This window comes from Microbacterium sp. 16-032, assembly GCF_041079455.1.
GTDB classification, from domain to species: domain Bacteria; phylum Actinomycetota; class Actinomycetes; order Actinomycetales; family Microbacteriaceae; genus Microbacterium; species Microbacterium testaceum_A.
Genome location: NZ_JBFYGQ010000001.1, coordinates 241145 through 258165, shown reverse-complemented (window position 1 = coordinate 258165; position 17021 = coordinate 241145). Strand labels below are relative to the sequence as shown.

The window sequence follows — 17021 nt, the reverse complement described above, 5'->3', positions numbered from 1 at the left end:
GCTATCCCGCGGCTCCGACATCCGGGCCGTGACGGTGGACGGCTACTGATCGTTGCGGTCCTGTGAGGTGAGAGGCCCGTTCGCCCCGCCCGACGCTGGCAGGATGGAACACATGGTGACCCTGCTGCTCGATTCGACGCAGCTCGAGGTCGTGCTCTCGCCGACCGAGCGTGCGCTGTCCTTCCGCACGAGCAACATCGTCGTTCCCCGTGAGCACATCGAACGGGTGCAGCTCACCGACGACGCGTGGACGTGGATCCGAGGCGTGCCGAATCCCGGTATCAATCTCCCCGTCGCTGTCGGAGCGGGCACCTGGAAGTCCGCCGGAGGCAACGACTTCGTCATCATCCGCGGTCGCAAGCCGAGCGTCGTGATCGACCTCTCCGGTCACGAGGAGTTCGAGCGCCTGGTGCTGACGACGAAGCACGGGGTCGCCCTGCTCAAGGCGCTGCGCCTCGACGTGGCATCCGAGCCCGAGAACGTCGCCGACATCGTGAGCTGACCAGCGCCGTCTACGACGTGAACTGCACCACGGTGTCCCACGCGAGCTTCACGATCAGGATCGACAGCGTCACGAGGAACACGATCCGCACGAACCCGCTGCCGCGTCGCGTCGCCATGTGAGCGCCGATGAAGCCGCCGGTGATGTTCATGACGGCCATCGCGAGCCCCAGCACGAGAAGGATCTCGCCGTGCACCCCGTACACCGCAAGAGCGGCGAGGTTGGTGGTGAGGTTGGCGATCTTGGCGTTGACGCTCGCCTGCAAGAAGCCGTACCCCAGCACGCTCACGATGAGGATGACGAAGAACGAGCCGGTACCCGGACCCAGGATGCCGTCGTAGAACCCGACCGCGAGACCGATCGCCGCCGCACGCCAGGCGATGGCCGTCGCCTTGTCGTGCCGGGGCTCGTGGTGAAGGCCCATCTGCGGCTTGAACAGCGTGTAGAGCGCGACGGCGATCACCGCGACGAGGACGATCGGGGTCAGCACCTCACGAGGGACGAATCGCGAGAGCGCCGCGCCGACCGTGGAGCCCGCGTACGCCCCCGCCACCAGGGGGATCAGCAGAACGAGCTGCACGCGGATCTTGCGCAGGTACACCCAGCTGGCCGACAGCGTCCCGAAGAACGACGACAACTTGTTGGTGCCGAGGATGAACGGGGTCGCGACGTCCTTCGGGACGGCGATGACCAGCGCGGGGAGCTGGATGAGACCGCCCCCGCCGACGACCGCGTCGACCCAGCCGGCGACCCCCGCGGCGATCAGCAGCAGCAGGAGGGCCGCCACCGAGACGGGGAGCCACTCGGCGATCACCGGTCCATCGAGCACGGTTGATTCTCACCGACCCGGGCGGGGCGACCAAATGCACGGACGCCGCGCGCAGCGGACGCGCTCAGTCGATGTCGCGACGCCAGGTGGTGAAGAGGCCGATGACGAGGAAGACGACGGCGTAGCCGAGCAGCACGAGTCCGCCCGCCCACCACTCGAGCGCACTGTTGTTCCCGGTGCCCATGGTGCCGAAGATCGTCTGCCCCACCAGCGCGTCGCTCGCGGTGCTCGGGAACCACTTGACCACGTCGCCGAACCCCTCGACGAGGCCGCCGATGGTGCGGACGATCGGTTCGATGAACAGCGTGACGGCGAGCACGATGACGATCGCAGCGACCTGGTTGCGGACGACCGTTCCGACGCCGATGCCGACGAGGGCCCACAGGGCGAAGGCGAGCAGCATGCGTCCGATGAGGACCCAGGTGTCGGATTGCCCGAGCTCAGAGTCGATGCCGAAGATGCTCAGCACGCCCGCCCCGGCGGCGACCGCGGCGATCGAGCCCAGGATGCCGTAGAGCAGGCCGACCACGATGCCGACGATGAACTTGCCCACGAGGACGACACCGCGACGGGGGGTCGAGAGGAAGGTCGGCGTCAGCGTCTTGTGACGGAACTCGGTGGTGACCATGAGGGTACCGATGAGCAACGGGAAGACGTAGCCGACCGCCGTGGCGGAGCTGTAGACGAGGGCCGGAACACCCTCGCTCGACATCGCGGGGCCGTTCGCTCCGGTCAGCTCGCCGGAGGCGACGCCGCCGAACACGAACGCGAGGGCGGCGGCGGTGAAGCCGACGTAGGCGACCAGGACGATCGCGAGCACCCACCAGCCGACGGTGGTGAACTGCTTGGTGTACTCCGAGCGCGTGGCGGCGACGAGACTCATCGCGGCACCTCCTGGTCGAGGGGCTGATCGGCGGGTCGGTCCGCGGCCCGGTCGTCACGGCCGGCGGGCGAGACGATGTCGATCACCCCGGTCGACGCGACGGCGTACGACTGCCGCGGACCCGCCTCGGGGGCCTCGGGCGCGGTGCGCACCGTGCGCGGCGGAGTCATGACCGCGACGAGGGCGGTCGAGGGCCGCGCTTCGTCGGGACCGGGTGCGTCGGAGGAGAGCGCATCGTGGCTCACCGCGGGGGCCGGTGCGCCGGTGGGAGCGGGGAAGGCGTCGAGGTTCGTGGTGGACGGCGGGGTCTCGGCATCCGGGGCGGGCTCGGACGGGGCGGCCGCACCCGCGCTCTCGTGCACGCGCACCCCGCTGACCAGTTCGAGGAAGATGTCCTCGAGGCTCGCGCCCTTGCTCTGCAGGTTCGACAGGGCGATCCCCGCACCCGCGGCGAGGCCGCCGATCTCGACGGGATCGTGGTGACGGATCGTGAAGCCGTTACGGAGCAGCTGGTACTCGATGCCGCGCTCGTCGAGCACGCGCGACAGACCCGCGCGATCGGGCGAGTCGACCACGGTGGCGTATTCGTCGGGGTCGGCGAGGTCTTCGATGCCGCCTTGGAACACCAGGCGGCCGCGCGAGATGATCAGCAGCGCGTCGACCGTCTGCTGCACCTCGGCGAGGAGGTGCGACGAGATGAGGACCGTGCGACCCTCTTCGGCGAGGTGCCGCAGGAGCGAGCGCATCCACCGGATGCCCTCGGGATCGAGGCCGTTCGAGGGCTCGTCGAGCACGACGACACCCGGGTCGCCGAGGAGCGCCGTGGCGAGTCCGAGACGCTGGCGCATGCCGAGCGAGAAGCCGCCGACCCGTCGACCGGCGACATCGGCGAGCCCGACCAGGCCGAGGACCTCGTCGACGCGGGAGGTCTGCAGGCCCGCCGCGCGCGCGTAGACCTTGAGGTGGTTCGCCGCCGAGCGCCCGGGGTGGAAGCTCGAGGCCTCGAGGGCTGCGCCCACCGTCTGCAGCGGCGAGGTGAGCTCGCTGAAGTGCTTGCCGCCGATCGTCGCTGTGCCCGACGTGGGGCGGACGAGGCCCAGCAGCATGCGCAGCGAGGTGGTCTTGCCGGCGCCGTTGGGACCGAGGAAGCCGGTGACCTGTCCGGGTTCGATCCGGGCCGAGAGATCGTCGACGGCGGAGATCGAGCCGAAGCGTTTGGTGAGCCCGGCGAGCTCCAGCACCTGTCCGTCGGGCATACGGCACCTTTCGTTCTGCGTGCGTTCTTCCCATCTTCCCCGATCCGAGGGCGAAAACACAGTTATCCACAGCCGAGGGCGCGGCGAACCGCCTGTGTAACGTGGCACCGTGCACGCACAGCGAACCGAAGACGTCAGCGCCGGCGACACCGCCGCAGACAGCGTCCTGGTCGGAGGCCGTGGCGGCCTCGGTCATCTGACGCTGAATCGCCCGCGGGCCATCAACGCCCTCGACCTCGAGATGATCCGCGCCCTCCACGTGACGCTCGATCGCTGGGAGCGCGACACCGACGTCGACGTGGTGCTCCTCGACGGGGCGGGGGAGCGCGGTTTCTGCGCCGGTGGCGACGTGCGGGCGCTGCACGAGATGGTCACGGCGGGTCGGGTCGACGAGGTGCACGCCTTCTTCCGCGAGGAGTACGCGCTCGATCACCGCATCGCGATCTCGCGCAAGCCCGTCATCGCGATCGCCGACGGCGTCTGCATGGGCGGAGGGATCGGCTTGGCCGGTCACGCGGCCATCCGCATCGTGACGGAGCGGTCGAAGCTCGCCATGCCCGAGACCCGCATCGGCTTCACCCCCGACGTGGGCGGATCGTGGCTGTTGGGGCGGGCCCCCGGCCGTCTCGGCGAATACCTCGCCCTCACGGGAGGGACGATGGATGCCGCGGACGCGGTGTACGCCGGCTTCGCCGACCACATGGTGCCGACCGCGCACCTCGAGGCGCTGTACGAGGCGCTCGAGAACCGCGCCGACCCGTCGAGTCCCACCGAGCTGGTGCTGCTGTTCGACGAGACCCCGGAGCGGTCGCGACTCGAGGACGCGCGGGAGTGGGTCGATGACGCTTTCGCGGCCGAGGACGTGTCCGGCATCGTGGACCGTCTGCGTGCGAGACCCGAGCTCGAAGCGCGCGAGACCGCCGAGCTGCTGGCGTCGTCGGCGCCGACCGCGCTCGCCGTGACGCTCGAGGCGGTGCGTCGCGCTCGCGAGCTGCCCTCGCTGCGCGCCGCTCTCGCCCAGGAATACGGCCTGGTCATGTGGTTCGCGTTCACGCAACCCGACCTGGTCGAGGGGATCCGCGCCCAGGTGGTCGACAAGGACCGGTCGCCGTCGTGGTCGCCTGCGCGCCTCGAGGACCTCCCTGCCGAGCGCGTCGCCGAAGCCTTCGCGTATGCGCCGGAGCCCGCGCTCTGGTGACAGCGCCGTCGCGTCCGCGAGATGTGATCGCGCTCCCACGTCTGCGACCCGACCGTCCGGGCCGCACTCAGCCGCAGCGGGTTAGCCTGAGAGGCGCCGCGTCCTCGCGGCAGAACGGATGAACGCACGTGTTCGACAGTCCCATGTCGTCCTCGGCATACGAGGTGCTCCGGGTCGCGGCCGACATCGATGACGAGGGTCTGCGCCGCGCCTATCGCGTGCGTCTGCGCGAGACCCATCCCGACACCGGAGGCGACGCCGCCCTGTTCGTCCAGGTCCAGCGTGCTTGGGAACTCGTGGGCACACCCGAGGCGCGCAGCGCCTACGACCGGGGTCGCGGGACGGCTCCCGGCGAATGGGGCGGTGGGGTGCCGGCATCCGCTCCCTCCCGTCCGGCCGACACGCGGCCGCGCGCACGATCGCACGGACAGCCCGGCGGGTGGCGTCGCGAGCGGTATCTCGGCCTCATCCGCGAGTGGGTGGGGCGCGGCGTCGACATCGCCGACCCCTACGACCCCGCTCTCGTGCGGTCGGCCCCGCCCGAGATCCGCCACATCCTCGCCGACGCGCTCGCCGAGGAAGAGACCGCCCGGCTCGTCGCGGAGTTGGGCATGGGCTACACCGTCTGGCACGACGTGTTCGCCGATCGCGACGGACGCGACCCGGAGCAGAAGCTCGACCACCTCGTCCTCGGTCCGAGCGGCCTCTACGCCCTGCTGAGCGAGGACTTCGGCGGTCCCGTGGGGGTGCGCCGTGGCGAGATCACCGGCCCCAACGTGATCGGATCCCCCGTGACCGAGCTCGTGTCGCGCGCTCGCGTGATCGCGCGCGCGGCCGGTGTCCGCTTCAGCGGGGCGATGGTCGTGCTGCCCGACGACGCGGTGCTCGACGCGATCACCGAGCTCGGCAAAGTGCGGGGGACGCCCGTGGCGCTGGTCACGCGCAGTGCGCTCACGACCCTGTTGCGCAGAGGGATCACCGGGGGGCGCGAGGTCGGCGGCACCGAGCTGTTCGACATCCGCACGCGTCTGCAGCAGCGCGTGCGGCACGTCTGACCCGCGACACCCGCCGCGGACATGCCTAGGGTGGAGGCATGAGTACCGACGAGACCGCGGGTGCCTCGGCATCCGACGACATGAAGCGCAAGTTCAAGGAAGCGCTCGAGAAGAAGAACGGTCAGCACCGTTCGGGTCAGGCGCACCTCGACGGCCACTCCGCCGTGCAGGGAACGCACGGAGCGGTCACCAAGCGGGAGTTCCGTCGCAAGAGCGGCTGAGCCTCTCGGCCGACGTCACCTGAGGTGCCGGGGATCACGTCTCGTGCGCGAGACCCCCGGCACCTCACCCGCGATTCAGGGGCGCGTCGAAGAACGCCAGCTCCAGCGCCATGGATCGGTCGTACGCCGTCGCCATCTCACGGCGGGTGGCGGGGGATGCCGTTCGCGCGGCGGCATCCGCGATCCTCTCGGCCGCGGCAGACGATGCGGCGAACGTCTCGTCGCCGTAGGCCGTGAGCCAGTCGGCGTAGGGGTGGGTGGGGCCGAAGGTGCCTCTCCAGCGGGCCCCGATGTCGGTGTAGAGCACGTAGCACGGCAGGATCGCCGCGACCAGGACCGCGTACGACCCGCCGGCTGCGGCGGCGTGCAGGTGGTCGGCGTACGCCCAGGTCGTCGGGGCGGATTCGAGGGCCGTCGGGTCGACGTGCGACTGATGCAACGTCGCCTCCTCGGCGAGGCAGGCCACCGAGCCCGCGGCCCAGAACCGCTGTTCCTCGGCCGTGGGGGCCAGGGCGGCGGCGCGTGCGAGCACGCGGGCGTACTCGCGCAGGTAGAGCAGATCCTGGCCGAGGTACCAGGCGAAGGCGTCACGGTCGAGATCTCCGGATGCCAGCCCCCGCACGAACCCGCACGCGTCGACCTCTGCGCGGATGGAGGCGGTGGCATCCCACCGCTCGCTGCTCCACGATCGGCCGAGGTCGATGTGCGGGCGCAGCTCGTGCAGGTGGTCGATCGGGCCGTTGCCGCGGCCGACGCGCAGGGCGTCGGCGTGCTCCAGGGCTCCGGTGAGCCAGCGCTTCGCGCGGGTGAGGGCATCGGGCCAGGGCAGGCCGTGCGCGGCGAGGGTCGCCATGGCCGACGACAGCGAGCAGCCGGTGCCGTGGGTGTGCGGGGTGTCGACGCGGCGGCCCGGAACCTCGTGCACACCGGTGGCGTCGACGATGGCATCCGGGCACTGTCGGCCGTCCAGGTGTCCGCCCTTGAGGAGGACCGCGGTGTCGGCCGTTGCGGCGAGCTGTTCGGCCTGGGCGACCGCGGCATCCCATGTCGTGGCGACGGGTTCGCGCACCAGTACCGCGAGTTCGGGGAGGTTGGGGGTGACGAGGTCGGCGCGGCGGCAGAGTGCGCGCACGGCGTCTTCGGCGTCCGCCTCGAGAAGGCGGTCACCGCTGGTGGCGACCATGACGGGGTCGAGGACGACGATCGGCGGTCGCGTGGCGGTGAGCCACTGGTCGACGGTGGCGATGACGTCGGTCGAGCCGAGCATGCCGATCTTCACCGCGTCGATGTCGACGTCGTCACTGACCGCGCGCAGCTGCTCCTCGAGGAAGGCCGTCGGCGGTACGTGTACGCTGCGGACCCCGCGGGTGTTCTGGGCGACCAGGGCCGTGACGGCGGCCATTCCGTAGCCGCCGAACGCGGCGATCGACTTCAGGTCGGCCTGGATGCCCGCCCCGCCGGTCGGATCGGTGCCGGCGATGCTGAGGACGCGGGGGATCACGCTCCGTCCTTCCACTCCGCGCGCAGGTGTCGGACGACCTGGCCCGGGTCGTCGGCCCCGCTCACGAGAGAGACGACGGCGACTCCCGCGGCACCGGCGCGGCGGAGGGCGGTGACGTCGTCGAGGCCGATCCCCCCGATCGCGACGCACGGGAGGGGAGCGGATGCCGCGAGCTCGCCGAACCCGTCGATGCCGAGCGGTCGCGGGTGGTCGGGTTTCGTCGAGGTCGCGCGGATGACGCCGACGCCGAGGTAGTCGACCGTGCCCGCGGGCAGCGACTCCGCCGCGGTGAGGTGCGCCGGGGTGTTCGCCGTCCATCCGATGAGGGCGTCGGGTCCGAGCAGTGCGCGCGCCGCGTCGACGGGCAGGTCGCTCTGGCCGAGATGGACGCCGTCGACGCGAGCGCGGTCTCCGGTGGGACCGACCGTTGTGCCCAGGCGTTCGCGCGCGGCGAGGACGATGTCGAGGCGATCGTCGACGACGAACGTGCAGCGTCCCGCGATGACGTCGGCGAGGTCGAGGGTGCGGGCGAACAGTTCTGCGCCGCTCGCGACCTTGTCGCGCAGTTGCACCACGCTCACGCCCGCGGTGACGGCCTCGTCGACGAGGTCGCGCAGGCGCGCGAACGGCACGCGGTGATCGGTGACGAGGTGCAGGGACAGGTCGGCGGTCATCGTGCGACCTCGGTGTCGACGCGGACGCGTCCGTCGAGGTCGGCGGGCTGGATCGCGGCCAGTTCGTCGAGGAACGCCACCGCGAACGACCCCGGCCCTCCTGTTCGGGATGCCGCCCGCTCCGACGCCACGGCCCAGATCGCGCTGGCGGCGCTCGCCGCATCGAACGCGGGGGCGACGGCGAGAAGGCTCGCCATCGCGGCCCCGAGCGCGCAGCCGCCGCCGGTGACCTTGGTCAGCAGGGCGCTGCCGCCGGTCACGCGCGCCGTGCGGGTGGCATCCACGATGAGGTCGGTCTCTCCCGAGACGGCGACGGTGCCGCCGGTGCGGATCGCGAGGGAGCGTGCGGCGTCGAGGGCGTCTTCGGCGGAGTCGGTGGCGTCGACCCCGCGGCCGCCGGCGCCGGCTCCCCCGAGGGCGAGGATCTCGGACGCGTTCCCGCGGATGATCGCCGGTCGGTGTTCGAGGAGCTCGTGTGCGAGGGCGGTGCGCACGGGCAGGGCGCCGACGGCGACGGGGTCGAGGACCCAGGGGGTTCCCGCGGTGACGGCCTCGCGGGCGGCATCCCTCTGCTCGCTCGTGGGGGTGCCGAGGTTGACGAGCACCCCGCTCGAGATGCCGGCGAACATCCCGGCCTCTCCGGGGATGTCGCACATTGCGGGTGCCGCGCCGAGGGCGAGCAGTGCGTTGGCGGTGAAGTTCGTCACCACCGCGTTCGTGATGCACTGCGTCAGCGGGGCGGCCTCGCGCAGAGCGTCGAGGGCTGCTGCGGCGGTGCTGGGTGTAAGGGTGGACGGAGACGACGACGTGCGAACGACCATTCGCGACATCCCTTCGCTAGTACGAACTAGATCAGGTTCGACGGGTGTGTTCTCAGCCCTTGCGGGCACCCCGTGTCACTGTCTGGCACGCTAGCAGGTCGTCGGCTTCCGGATGCCGCGCTCCGGATGCCGCGACTCAGTCGTCGCGCGAGCCCGCGGCGGCGTTCTCGGAACGGGGACCGGTCTCTTCGTCGTCTTCGAGGCGAGGGGCGATGGGGCCGCCGAGGCCACGTCGCTCGTCGCGGCGATCGGAGCGTGAGCCCGAGCCCATACCTCCGGCGCCCCGGCTGCCGGCGGCGCCCCCGCCCGCCGTGCTGCCCCCGGCTCCACCGGTGGTGGCCGACGTCCCGGCTCCACGGCTTCCGGCCGCGGCGGCGTTCGCGCCGGTTCCGGATGCGCCCGTGCCGCCTGCGCCGCCGCCCAGGGAGCCGGTGCCCGAGCGTCCGCCGAGCCCGGTGCCGGTGGCCGAGGCTCCGCTCTTGCCGAGGAGTCCTCCGCTCCCGCTAATGGGGCGTCCGCCGGCCGTGGTGCTCGAACCCGCCCCCGAGCTCAATCGGCTGAGGGCCGCTGCGCCACCGCCCCCCGCGATCAGTCCGGCCGAGAGGCCCGAGCCGAGGCCCGCCCCGCCCCCGGAGATCCCGCCGGGGAAGGGGCCCCCGATCAAGCCGGGGCCGGAGACATGTCCGGGGAGGATGCCGATACCCGAGATCGAGCCGTCCGGCGTCGGCGGGGTGTAGTGCGGGGGAACCTGTCCGAGGTCGATGCCGGGGCCACGCGGGGTGTCGGGACGGGGAATCAGGTGTTCCGGCGTCGGCGTGGTCTGGACGGGGTCCGCCGGGTCGTATCCGCGGGGAACAAAGGTGGGGGAATCGTTCGTCGATCCCGTCGGCCTAGTGCCGGGACGAGGCCCGCCCCCGGAGGGGTATCCCCCGGTAGTGGTGGGAGTCTCCTCTTCAACGAAGCGTTTCGGCTTGGTCACCTGGAACTCGGCCGGCGGGGGTGAGGGCGGGTTCAAACCCTGCAGCGTGCCGCTGACGGATTCAAAATCCCGCTTCGCCTGAGCCTCGCGCTGCTGACTAAGTTGTCCGTTGAACGCCTGCACAGCCCCTTCACCTGCCAGCAAAGCCAGCGGCCCGAAAATGAGCGTCGTACCCACAGCAGCGGTTCGAACTAAAGACTCCTGTCCCGAGGTCAGCTGGCCTGCGGGAAGATTGGCAAGCCGTTCACGCGCATCATCTCGAACGCCGTTGGCGGTTTCGAGGGCGGTCTGCAGCGTCTTCTCGAGATAAACGATCTGCTCTCCGATCGTGTTTCTCGCGGCGAGGAACTTCGCGGAGGCTGCGTCAGCAGAATCGCCCTCGATACCCGGCTGCTGCGCGGCCGCGCCGACGACATCACGAAGTTCGACCAGCTTGGCAACCAGGTTTCGCACAATAGGGACGTCGAAGGGGGCACCGCCGTCGGCGATGTTGATGAGACCCTGCTCATAAGGACCGGTCATCGCGCTGCTCCTGTTCGGTTTCTTCTCGTTCTCGTAACCACAACCAGGGTGATGACCGCCCCGGCGAGAACGGCGACAGCGAGAGCGGCGACGGCGATCGGCAGGAGCCAGCTCATGGCGGTCGACGCGTTCTGCGGCGAGTCATCCCCGGATCGGGGGGCGGCCGGGCCCTGAGGGGAGTCGGCTTGAACGGCCGGCGGATAGGTGAACCCACGTTGAGCAGCGGCCTCGATATCGGCGTCTGTCGGTTGCGGGTCCCCCCGTGAAAGTAACGGATTCTCGTTCGGGTACTGCGAGGGGCTCTCGCGGAGGAGGTGTGCTGGCCAGGCAAGGCCGTACCCGAATCCGCTCGCAGAATCGTAGATCAGCTCGTGGTCGTCCTTGCCGGTGTTGTGGATCGCACTCTGCAAGAGTTGATTGCCCGTGGCGTCTGCGTACTTCTGTTTAGTCAGCGCCATCATGCCCGCGACAAGTGGCGCTGCGAATGACGAGCCGGAAGCTGCAACCGATTGAGTCCAGGAACCGCCCACTCTCCCAATCGTGGGGAGATCCACGCCCGGGGCGACGAGTGTCGTCCATGCCAGCGCAAACGGACTTCCATCGGCGGTCTTCTGAAGTGCCCCAGCCTGATCAACCGCGGATATATTCAGCACACCACGGAAGCCGTCAAGACCCTTCCCTTTGGGGGTGGTCGGGTTAGAAGTCGCCGAGATGAGGATGACCCCCTTCGCGATGGCGTTCGCGACGACGTCCGCATCGCCTGAGCGCGGGGAATCGAGCACAGAGGTGGTGACAATCTGAGCGCCCCCATCGACCGCACGTTGGATTGCCAGAGCGCCGGAGCTGAGAGTGTCGGCGAACTCCGATGCAGTACAGGCTTCGCCCTCTCTCGTGCCATAGCTGTAGAACGTAACGTCCGCGTCAGGCGCTATCCCCTTAATGGCCCCGGGACCGTCCCCTGTACCGATGATGTGCGCCACGAGAGTCGTTCCATGCACGGAGTCACCTGTCACCTCTGTGGTGGTGGGCAGTGGATACTCGGCACACAGTGACCGCGCATCGACCGTGAGGTTCCGTCCTGAGAATGAGGGAAGATCCGGATTGATGTTTCCGTCGATCACGGCGATCTTCACGCCTTTTCCGGTCCACCCCTCAGCATGGATGGCGCCGATGCCATAGGCGTCGTACCACCACGAACTGGGCTCATCGGCCGCGGAAGCTGAGGCGCTGCCGCTGGCAACGAGAAGCACCGCCAGGGCCGAGGCGGCGAGCCGGTTCCGAAGCCGCCGAAATCTCATTGGCCGAACCCGGATCGCGACGCTGCAGTATCGGACTCGGTCGGAGTGGTGGCGGCCGGGGTCGAGGGCGAAACCGCCGAGGTTGATGTCGGGGTGCCGACCTCGTCGATCAGAGTCGTCATGCGACGGGCCTCGTCGGCGCTCATCTGATTTCTTTCCAGCAGCAGCCGCACGGCGTCGGCAAGCGCGTCGGCATTGCGAGCGGTGAAGTTGCGCACCTCCTGGATACGCCCGGCGATCTCGGCGGCGACACCTTCGAGCTTCTTCATGTACGCCTCGGGAGCGTCCTCTTCGCGATTGCCGTGGACGACGGTGATCACGGCGTCGTCGGGCAGTTCGTCGCTCGCTCGGCGGATGCGCGAGACGTGGTAGTCGCCCACTCCGTCTTCGACGCGGATCATTCCGACCATGTCCAGGTTCCCTTCGCGCGGCACGAACGGGGATCCTGACCGTCGCTGTGAGCGTTGCCCCCCGGTTTCGCTTGCGAGTCAATGATGGCGCATCTGCCGAGTTGAGCAAACCAGTTATCCACAGCAGTCGGCCCTCCTCCCGGGCGCGATCAGTACCGCGCGGAGAACCCACCGTCGGCGTGCAGCAGCTGACCGCTGATCCAGCGGCCCTCGTCGGACAGCAGGAAAGCGGTGATGGCCGCGATGTCGCGGGGTGTCCCGAGCCGAGCCAGGGGATGGTGTGGGGCTAACCCGTCACGGGTGGTGTCATCCATCCAGCCGGTGTCTATCGGACCCGGATTCGCGACGTTGGCGGAGATGCGGCGCGAACCGAGCTCGCGTGCGGCCGAGATGACGATGCGGTCGAGAGCTCCCTTCGAGGCGCCGTACGGAAAATTACCAGTGGTGTGATCGCATGTGAAGGCGACGATCGCGCCACCCGTGTCAGCGACCTGCCGGGCGAACGCGGCGATCAGCAGGAGGGACGCGCGGGCGTTCACGGCGATATGGCGATCGAAGCTTTCCGCGGTGGTGTCGATGATGCCGGACTCGATGTCGTGAGCGTGGCTCAGGACGAGAGCCTGGATCGGCCCGCGATCGGTCGAGACGCGTTCGACGAGCTTCGTGGGGCCCGAGACGTCTGCGAGGTCGCAGGGATAGTCACCATCGGAGAGGTCGCTCGTCACGACCTCCCAGCCGTCACTTCTGAGCCGGGGCACGATGCCCGCCGCGATGCTGTTCGGTCGAGCTGCTCAGGTTACCAAGGCGAGAGGCACGGAGCTGAGCGTAGAGGGCACGGCCGACGCTCTCGTAGACGCCGGTCGGCCGCCCTGTACGCGATCGGATGTTCCCCCTGCTCCGTGCGGGTCGACAAGCGGAGCGGCTCGTGCGCGTGGACACCTAGTGACGAGCCTCGCCACACCTGCGGTCCTGCCACGAGACCCCGCCGAACGAGCCCAGCGTGAAGCGCCCAGGCCCACGCAGAAAGCATCCCGGGTAACAAGTCACGCGGGTTAGAACGGTGGGGGTGTGCCGTCGTCGTCGGGGTCGGGTGGGGGTGGATCGTCGGGAAGGAAGCGGACGGCGGGGGAGTAGGGGAGGGGTTCGTCGGTGTAGGTGCGGCCGGTGGGGCTGGTCCATTGGAGGATTCCGCCGGGGAGTTGTTTCACGCTCCAGCGGGTGAACTGCTTCTGGGTGTGGTGGCGTTGGCAGAGGTGGGCGAGGTTCGCGACGTGGGTGGGGCCGCCGAGGGCGTGGTCGCGGGTGTGGTCGACTTCGCAGCGGATGGCGGGGACGGTGCACCCGGGCCAACGGCAACGGCGGTCGCGAGCGCGGAGGTGGCGGTCGATGGCGGTGGTGCGGTGGTAGGTGTCGGTGTGGAGGACGGCACCGGTGACGGGGTGGGTGATGACGCGGTCCCAGGGGAGGGTGGTGGCTTCGGCGAGGCTGCGGGCGGTGGCGGCGTCGAGGGGGCCGTGCCCGATGAGGTCGGCGGGGTCGTGATGCTCGGCGGTGGGGTCGAGGATCGTGAGGGCCGGGACGACGACCTGGACGCGGGCGCGGATGGCTCCGAGGGTGCCGGGGCCGTCGTCGGTGCGGGTGGGGTCGGCTTCGGGGGCTGCGGTGAGGAGCAGGTCGGTGAGGATGTCGGCGCGGAGCTGCGACGTGGTGCGTTCGTCGCTGGCCGCCTGGGGGTCGTCGAGGCGGGCGTCGATGAGGGCTCTGGCTTGAAGGGTGAGGCGGTCGTGGATTCCGACGGCGAGGACGGTGGGGAGTGTGGCGACGAGGTCCGACATTCCGTCGGGGCCGGTCACGATTCTCACGCATCGGGTGTCGCGGCCGCGGTGGTGGCGCTCGGTGAGGGTGGTGGGGTGCAGGCGTTCGGCGAGGGCCGCGAGGCGTGAGCGGAGGCGCCCGGGGCTGAGGCCTTCTGCGGTGCTCACCGCGAGGGCGTCGAACTGTTCCCGCACCTCGACGGGGAGGGGTGAGCCGACATCGAGGATGGTGTTCACGTGGGTGCGGGTCAGAGCACCGGCCTCCCACGCCGACAACGTGTCGGGGTAGTCGTCGACGAGGGTCATCGCCCGGGTGATCTGGGTCTGCACGGTGCGGTCGGAGAGGTTCTCGGCCGCGGCGATCTCGGATGCCACCTCGCGCAGGGCGAGCTCGGCGGCGCGGGAGGACGCGCACTGTCCCGCCATGACGTCGAGGGCGAGGTGGCCGGCCTCGGCGAGGGCGCGGGTGCGGGCAGCGTCGGCTGCAGCGAGAGCCGTGCTGGCGCGGTGGACCTCGTCGACGAGCGCCGACAGGACGCGGGGTCCGTCGGTGGGGTTCGTCGGGGAGGAGCCATCGTGCATGTGTGCATGCTAGCGGCGACCTTCGACATTGCGGAGCGGATAAAAACCCAGGTGGTGATAACTAATCGCGGAGTAGGCCTGAGGAGGAAGGAGGGTCCCACGGGGACCGTTTGGGCGTGAAGAACGACGGGGCAGGAGCAGTCGTGACCGGTGGCTTCGAACGTCTCAGCCATGTTGCGCGCAGAGGGGAGTGACGTCCCGCCTGACCGGTGGCTTCGACGGGCTGAGCCACCGCGCGGCGGGAGCTGCCCGCGGCATCGACGGGCTCAGCCACCTCGCACGGAAGCCGCCGGCGACTCTGCCCCCCCACCCACCTGCGGAACACGGGCGAGCCGCAGCGCTCACCGATCGCGCAGCGCCGCCCGCACGAACTCGACCGCATCGTCGGCTGAGACACCAAGGCGGCGCACAGCCTCGACGTACGTGCGCGCCGCACCCGCGGCGCGAGCGGAGGCCGCGTCGGCCCCCTTCACGAACGTGCCGGCACGGCCGCGCGTCTCGACGTAGCCCGCCTCCTCGAGTTCCTTGTAGGCGCGCGCGACGGTGTTCGCGGCGAGACCGAGCTCCGCCGCCAGAGCCCGAACGGGCGGCAGCCGCGTCCCCGCGACGAGCTCGCCGGCGTCGATCTGCGCGATGACCTGCGTCCGCACCTGCTCGAACGGCGGCACCGACGAAGTGGCATCCACGGAGAGATCCATCGCTCAGTCGTTCAGGCCGAAGAGGTCGAGAGGGTGGGTGAGGCGCCACCACGGGCTCGGCGGGTCGATCTCGCCGGTGAGCTTCACATCCACCGTGTCGGCGTCGACGGGACCGGTCGCGGTCAGCGTCCCGACGGTCGAGCCCGCCGCGGTGGTGTCGCCGAGGCTGAAGGACGTCGAGGTCTGCGCCGCGCCGCCGTTCCACAGCACGACCGTGGCATCGGACGCGGTCACGAGATCGATGTCGGGACCCCACAGCGTCTCTGCCTTGCCGACCAGCGTCCCGGCGGGCACCGAGGGCTTGGGCTGCAGTTCCTGCTCGATGCGGGCGAAGAGGTCGCGCGCGGCCTGGTTGCGGCTGTCGGGCCCGGGCTGACCGAGCACGGCGGCGTAGGCGCGCACGGTGGCGGTGCCGACGGTGATGTCTTTCGCGGTGAGCAGGTTCCAGGCGTCGAGCGTGCCCGTCTTCACCCCGACCACTCCGGGGTCGGCCAGCAGAGCGTTGCCGTTCTTGAACGTGCCGGCCCCGGGCAGGGTCAGCTCGGGGGTACGCACGATCTCGGCGATCACGGGATTGGCGAGCGCCCGCTCGGCGAGGGCGATGAGGGCGGAGGGAGTCGCGGTGTTGCCGGCTTCGATCCCGGTGGGGTTGACGATCGTGATGCCCTCGATGCCCCGCTCGGCGAGGTACTGGGTCGCGGCGGCCGAGAATTCGGCATCCGTTCCGAAGAGATCCGTCGACAGACGCTGCGCGTAGTTGTTGGCGGAGGCGATGAGCATGCCCTGCAGCATCTGCAGTTGGGTGAGGCTGCCGCCGGCGGGAACGTCGAGCGAGGATTCGCCCCGGGCCCGGTACTGCCAGTAATCGGCGCTGTCGGCCTGCGTGAAGCTGTAGCTCTCGCCCTGTTCTCCCGGGGCGAGGGGCAGCCGGTCGAGAACGACGAGCGCCGTGACGATCTTGGTGATGCTCGCGATCGACTCGGGAGCGCTGGCCGACGACGACAGGGTGTCGGGGACGCCGTCGATCGCGATCGCCGCTTCGCCCTCGGCGGGCCACGCCGGAACGGCCGCCGCGGCGGCGATCGGCTGCACGGCCACGGGGCGGGTCGTCGGCATGACGGCGTTCAACGGCCACAGCAGCGTCGTCGCGGCGTACGCGGCGATGATCAGCACGAAGAGAAGCGTGGGAATGACCGTGCCGGGGCGAAGGATCGGCCGGCGGGCGCCGGCGAGCAGGTCCGCGGAGCGGGACGTGGCACCCGAGACGACGAAAGCGGGGGCCGGGCGCAGAGCGCTCGCATCGTCGGGATCGACCCACAGCAGCGCGCCGAGCGCGACCGGAAGAGGAGTGGCGGGAACAGATGGCTCGCCCGTCACGGCGGGGGCGTCTCGGGAGGGGGAGTCGGATGCCGCGGGCTCGGTCGCCGCGGCGGATGCGCGGCCGGAGCCCGATGCCGAAGCCGTTACCGCGGGCGCATCCCCGGAGGGGGAGTCGGATGCCGCGGGCTCGGTCGCCGCGGCAGGTGCCCCGCCCGTGAGAGAGCCGTTCGCCGCGAGGTCATTCGCCGCGGGAGTGGATGCGTCATGGGCCGCCGGCTCGGAGCGGACAGCCGGGGACGTGGCATCCGGAACCGAGAGGGCCGGGCCCAGGGCGTCCGTCGTCGACAGGGCGGGTCCGAAGTCGCCGGAGGCCGCCGCGCGCGGGGAGGAATCCTGTGCACGCAGCGCACGCCGTGAGGCTGGGGTCTGCTCGTGCACCCGCCCACGCTACCCCGCCC

16 protein-coding genes, 1 pseudogene and 1 riboswitch are annotated in these 17021 nt (G+C 70.4%); of the genes and pseudogenes, 4 read left to right on the top strand and 13 right to left on the bottom strand.

The window, feature by feature from the left end; translation table 11 throughout:
* Window positions 1-112 precede the first annotated feature (112 nt).
* Window positions 113-502, top strand: a complete 390-nt coding sequence (locus AB6V31_RS01060) for a hypothetical protein (protein WP_369363502.1) — start codon at window positions 113-115, stop codon at window positions 500-502.
* Between the two features lie 10 nt (window positions 503-512).
* On the opposite strand, the gene AB6V31_RS01055 is transcribed toward AB6V31_RS01060, so the two are convergent.
* The 3 genes from AB6V31_RS01055 to AB6V31_RS01045 all read right to left on the bottom strand — a co-directional run bounded on the left by AB6V31_RS01055 (window position 513) and on the right by AB6V31_RS01045 (window position 3470).
* Window positions 513-1331 (bottom strand): TSUP family transporter, encoded by an 819-nt coding sequence (locus AB6V31_RS01055; RefSeq protein ID WP_056224583.1) that lies wholly within the window; start codon window positions 1329-1331, stop codon window positions 513-515.
* A gap of 64 nt (window positions 1332-1395) precedes the next feature.
* Window positions 1396-2214 (bottom strand): ABC transporter permease subunit, encoded by an 819-nt coding sequence (locus AB6V31_RS01050; protein ID WP_369363499.1) that lies wholly within the window; start codon window positions 2212-2214, stop codon window positions 1396-1398.
* Complete coding sequence (locus AB6V31_RS01045) at window positions 2211-3470, bottom strand: ABC transporter ATP-binding protein (protein WP_369363497.1); 1260 nt, start codon at window positions 3468-3470, stop codon at window positions 2211-2213. The genes AB6V31_RS01050 and AB6V31_RS01045 overlap by 4 nt, the downstream gene beginning before the upstream one ends.
* Window positions 3471-3579: 109 nt before the next feature.
* On the opposite strand from AB6V31_RS01045, the gene AB6V31_RS01040 reads away from it, so the two are divergent.
* From AB6V31_RS01040 to AB6V31_RS01030, 3 genes are all read left to right on the top strand, one after another.
* Entirely contained in the window at window positions 3580-4668 is a 1089-nt protein-coding gene (locus AB6V31_RS01040) for an enoyl-CoA hydratase/isomerase family protein (protein ID WP_369363496.1), read from the top strand.
* A 128-nt stretch (window positions 4669-4796) separates the two neighbouring features.
* Entirely contained in the window at window positions 4797-5723 is a 927-nt protein-coding gene (locus AB6V31_RS01035; protein ID WP_056224575.1) for a DnaJ domain-containing protein, read from the top strand.
* A gap of 38 nt (window positions 5724-5761) precedes the next feature.
* Window positions 5762-5944 (top strand): DUF5302 domain-containing protein, encoded by a 183-nt coding sequence (locus AB6V31_RS01030; RefSeq protein ID WP_056224573.1) that lies wholly within the window; start codon window positions 5762-5764, stop codon window positions 5942-5944.
* 64 nt (window positions 5945-6008) lie between these two features.
* Here the strand turns inward: AB6V31_RS01030 and thiD are convergent, their stop codons facing one another.
* The 10 genes and pseudogenes from thiD to AB6V31_RS00980 form a co-directional block, all read right to left on the bottom strand.
* On the bottom strand, window positions 6009-7445 hold the full coding sequence (gene thiD / locus AB6V31_RS01025; RefSeq protein WP_369363493.1) for a bifunctional hydroxymethylpyrimidine kinase/phosphomethylpyrimidine kinase: 1437 nt from the start codon (window positions 7443-7445) through the stop codon (window positions 6009-6011).
* Window positions 7442-8119 carry a thiamine phosphate synthase gene (locus AB6V31_RS01020; RefSeq protein WP_369363491.1) on the bottom strand — a complete coding sequence of 226 codons (678 nt, stop codon included), beginning with the start codon at window positions 8117-8119 and terminating at the stop codon, window positions 7442-7444. The genes thiD and AB6V31_RS01020 overlap by 4 nt, the downstream gene beginning before the upstream one ends.
* Complete coding sequence (thiM, locus tag AB6V31_RS01015; RefSeq protein ID WP_369363489.1) at window positions 8116-8940, bottom strand: hydroxyethylthiazole kinase; 825 nt, start codon at window positions 8938-8940, stop codon at window positions 8116-8118. Before thiM ends, AB6V31_RS01020 begins: the two co-directional genes overlap by 4 nt.
* Window positions 8932-9023: riboswitch (TPP riboswitch) on the bottom strand. Its footprint overlaps the gene before it by 9 nt.
* Before the next feature lie 53 nt (window positions 9024-9076).
* Window positions 9077-10441 (bottom strand): hypothetical protein, encoded by a 1365-nt coding sequence (locus AB6V31_RS01010; RefSeq protein ID WP_369363488.1) that lies wholly within the window; start codon window positions 10439-10441, stop codon window positions 9077-9079.
* Window positions 10438-11691, bottom strand: coding sequence for a S8 family serine peptidase (locus AB6V31_RS01005; protein ID WP_369363486.1), 1254 nt, complete (start codon window positions 11689-11691; stop codon window positions 10438-10440). Before AB6V31_RS01005 ends, AB6V31_RS01010 begins: the two co-directional genes overlap by 4 nt.
* Before the next feature lie 44 nt (window positions 11692-11735).
* Window positions 11736-12149 carry a hypothetical protein gene (locus AB6V31_RS01000; RefSeq protein ID WP_369363484.1) on the bottom strand — a complete coding sequence of 138 codons (414 nt, stop codon included), beginning with the start codon at window positions 12147-12149 and terminating at the stop codon, window positions 11736-11738.
* A gap of 149 nt (window positions 12150-12298) precedes the next feature.
* Window positions 12299-12928, bottom strand: a pseudogene (locus AB6V31_RS00995) (SDR family oxidoreductase); the annotation flags it as partial.
* A 273-nt stretch (window positions 12929-13201) separates the two neighbouring features.
* Window positions 13202-14545, bottom strand: a complete 1344-nt coding sequence (locus tag AB6V31_RS00990) for a DUF222 domain-containing protein (RefSeq protein WP_369363483.1) — start codon at window positions 14543-14545, stop codon at window positions 13202-13204.
* A 341-nt stretch (window positions 14546-14886) separates the two neighbouring features.
* On the bottom strand, window positions 14887-15231 hold the full coding sequence (locus AB6V31_RS00985) for a GntR family transcriptional regulator (RefSeq protein WP_369363481.1): 345 nt from the start codon (window positions 15229-15231) through the stop codon (window positions 14887-14889).
* 15 nt (window positions 15232-15246) lie between these two features.
* Window positions 15247-17001, bottom strand: coding sequence for a D-alanyl-D-alanine carboxypeptidase (locus AB6V31_RS00980; protein WP_369363479.1), 1755 nt, complete (start codon window positions 16999-17001; stop codon window positions 15247-15249).
* Between the last annotated feature and the right edge of the window lie 20 nt (window positions 17002-17021).

Excerpts from the sequence above, each read along its gene's own strand:
- AB6V31_RS01060 (WP_369363502.1), top strand. The coding sequence starts at position 113 with ATGGTGACCCTGCTGCTCGATTCGACGCAGCTCGAGGTCGTGCTCTCG.
- AB6V31_RS01050 (WP_369363499.1), bottom strand. The coding sequence starts at position 2,214 with ATGAGTCTCGTCGCCGCCACGCGCTCGGAGTACACCAAGCAGTTCACC.
- AB6V31_RS01045 (WP_369363497.1), bottom strand. The coding sequence starts at position 3,470 with ATGCCCGACGGACAGGTGCTGGAGCTCGCCGGGCTCACCAAACGCTTC.
- AB6V31_RS01030 (WP_056224573.1), top strand. The coding sequence starts at position 5,762 with ATGAGTACCGACGAGACCGCGGGTGCCTCGGCATCCGACGACATGAAG.
- AB6V31_RS01020 (WP_369363491.1), bottom strand. The coding sequence starts at position 8,119 with ATGACCGCCGACCTGTCCCTGCACCTCGTCACCGATCACCGCGTGCCG.
- thiM (WP_369363489.1), bottom strand. The coding sequence starts at position 8,940 with ATGGTCGTTCGCACGTCGTCGTCTCCGTCCACCCTTACACCCAGCACC.
- AB6V31_RS01010 (WP_369363488.1), bottom strand. The coding sequence starts at position 10,441 with ATGACCGGTCCTTATGAGCAGGGTCTCATCAACATCGCCGACGGCGGT.
- AB6V31_RS01000 (WP_369363484.1), bottom strand. The coding sequence starts at position 12,149 with ATGGTCGGAATGATCCGCGTCGAAGACGGAGTGGGCGACTACCACGTC.
- AB6V31_RS00990 (WP_369363483.1), bottom strand. The coding sequence starts at position 14,545 with ATGCACGATGGCTCCTCCCCGACGAACCCCACCGACGGACCCCGCGTC.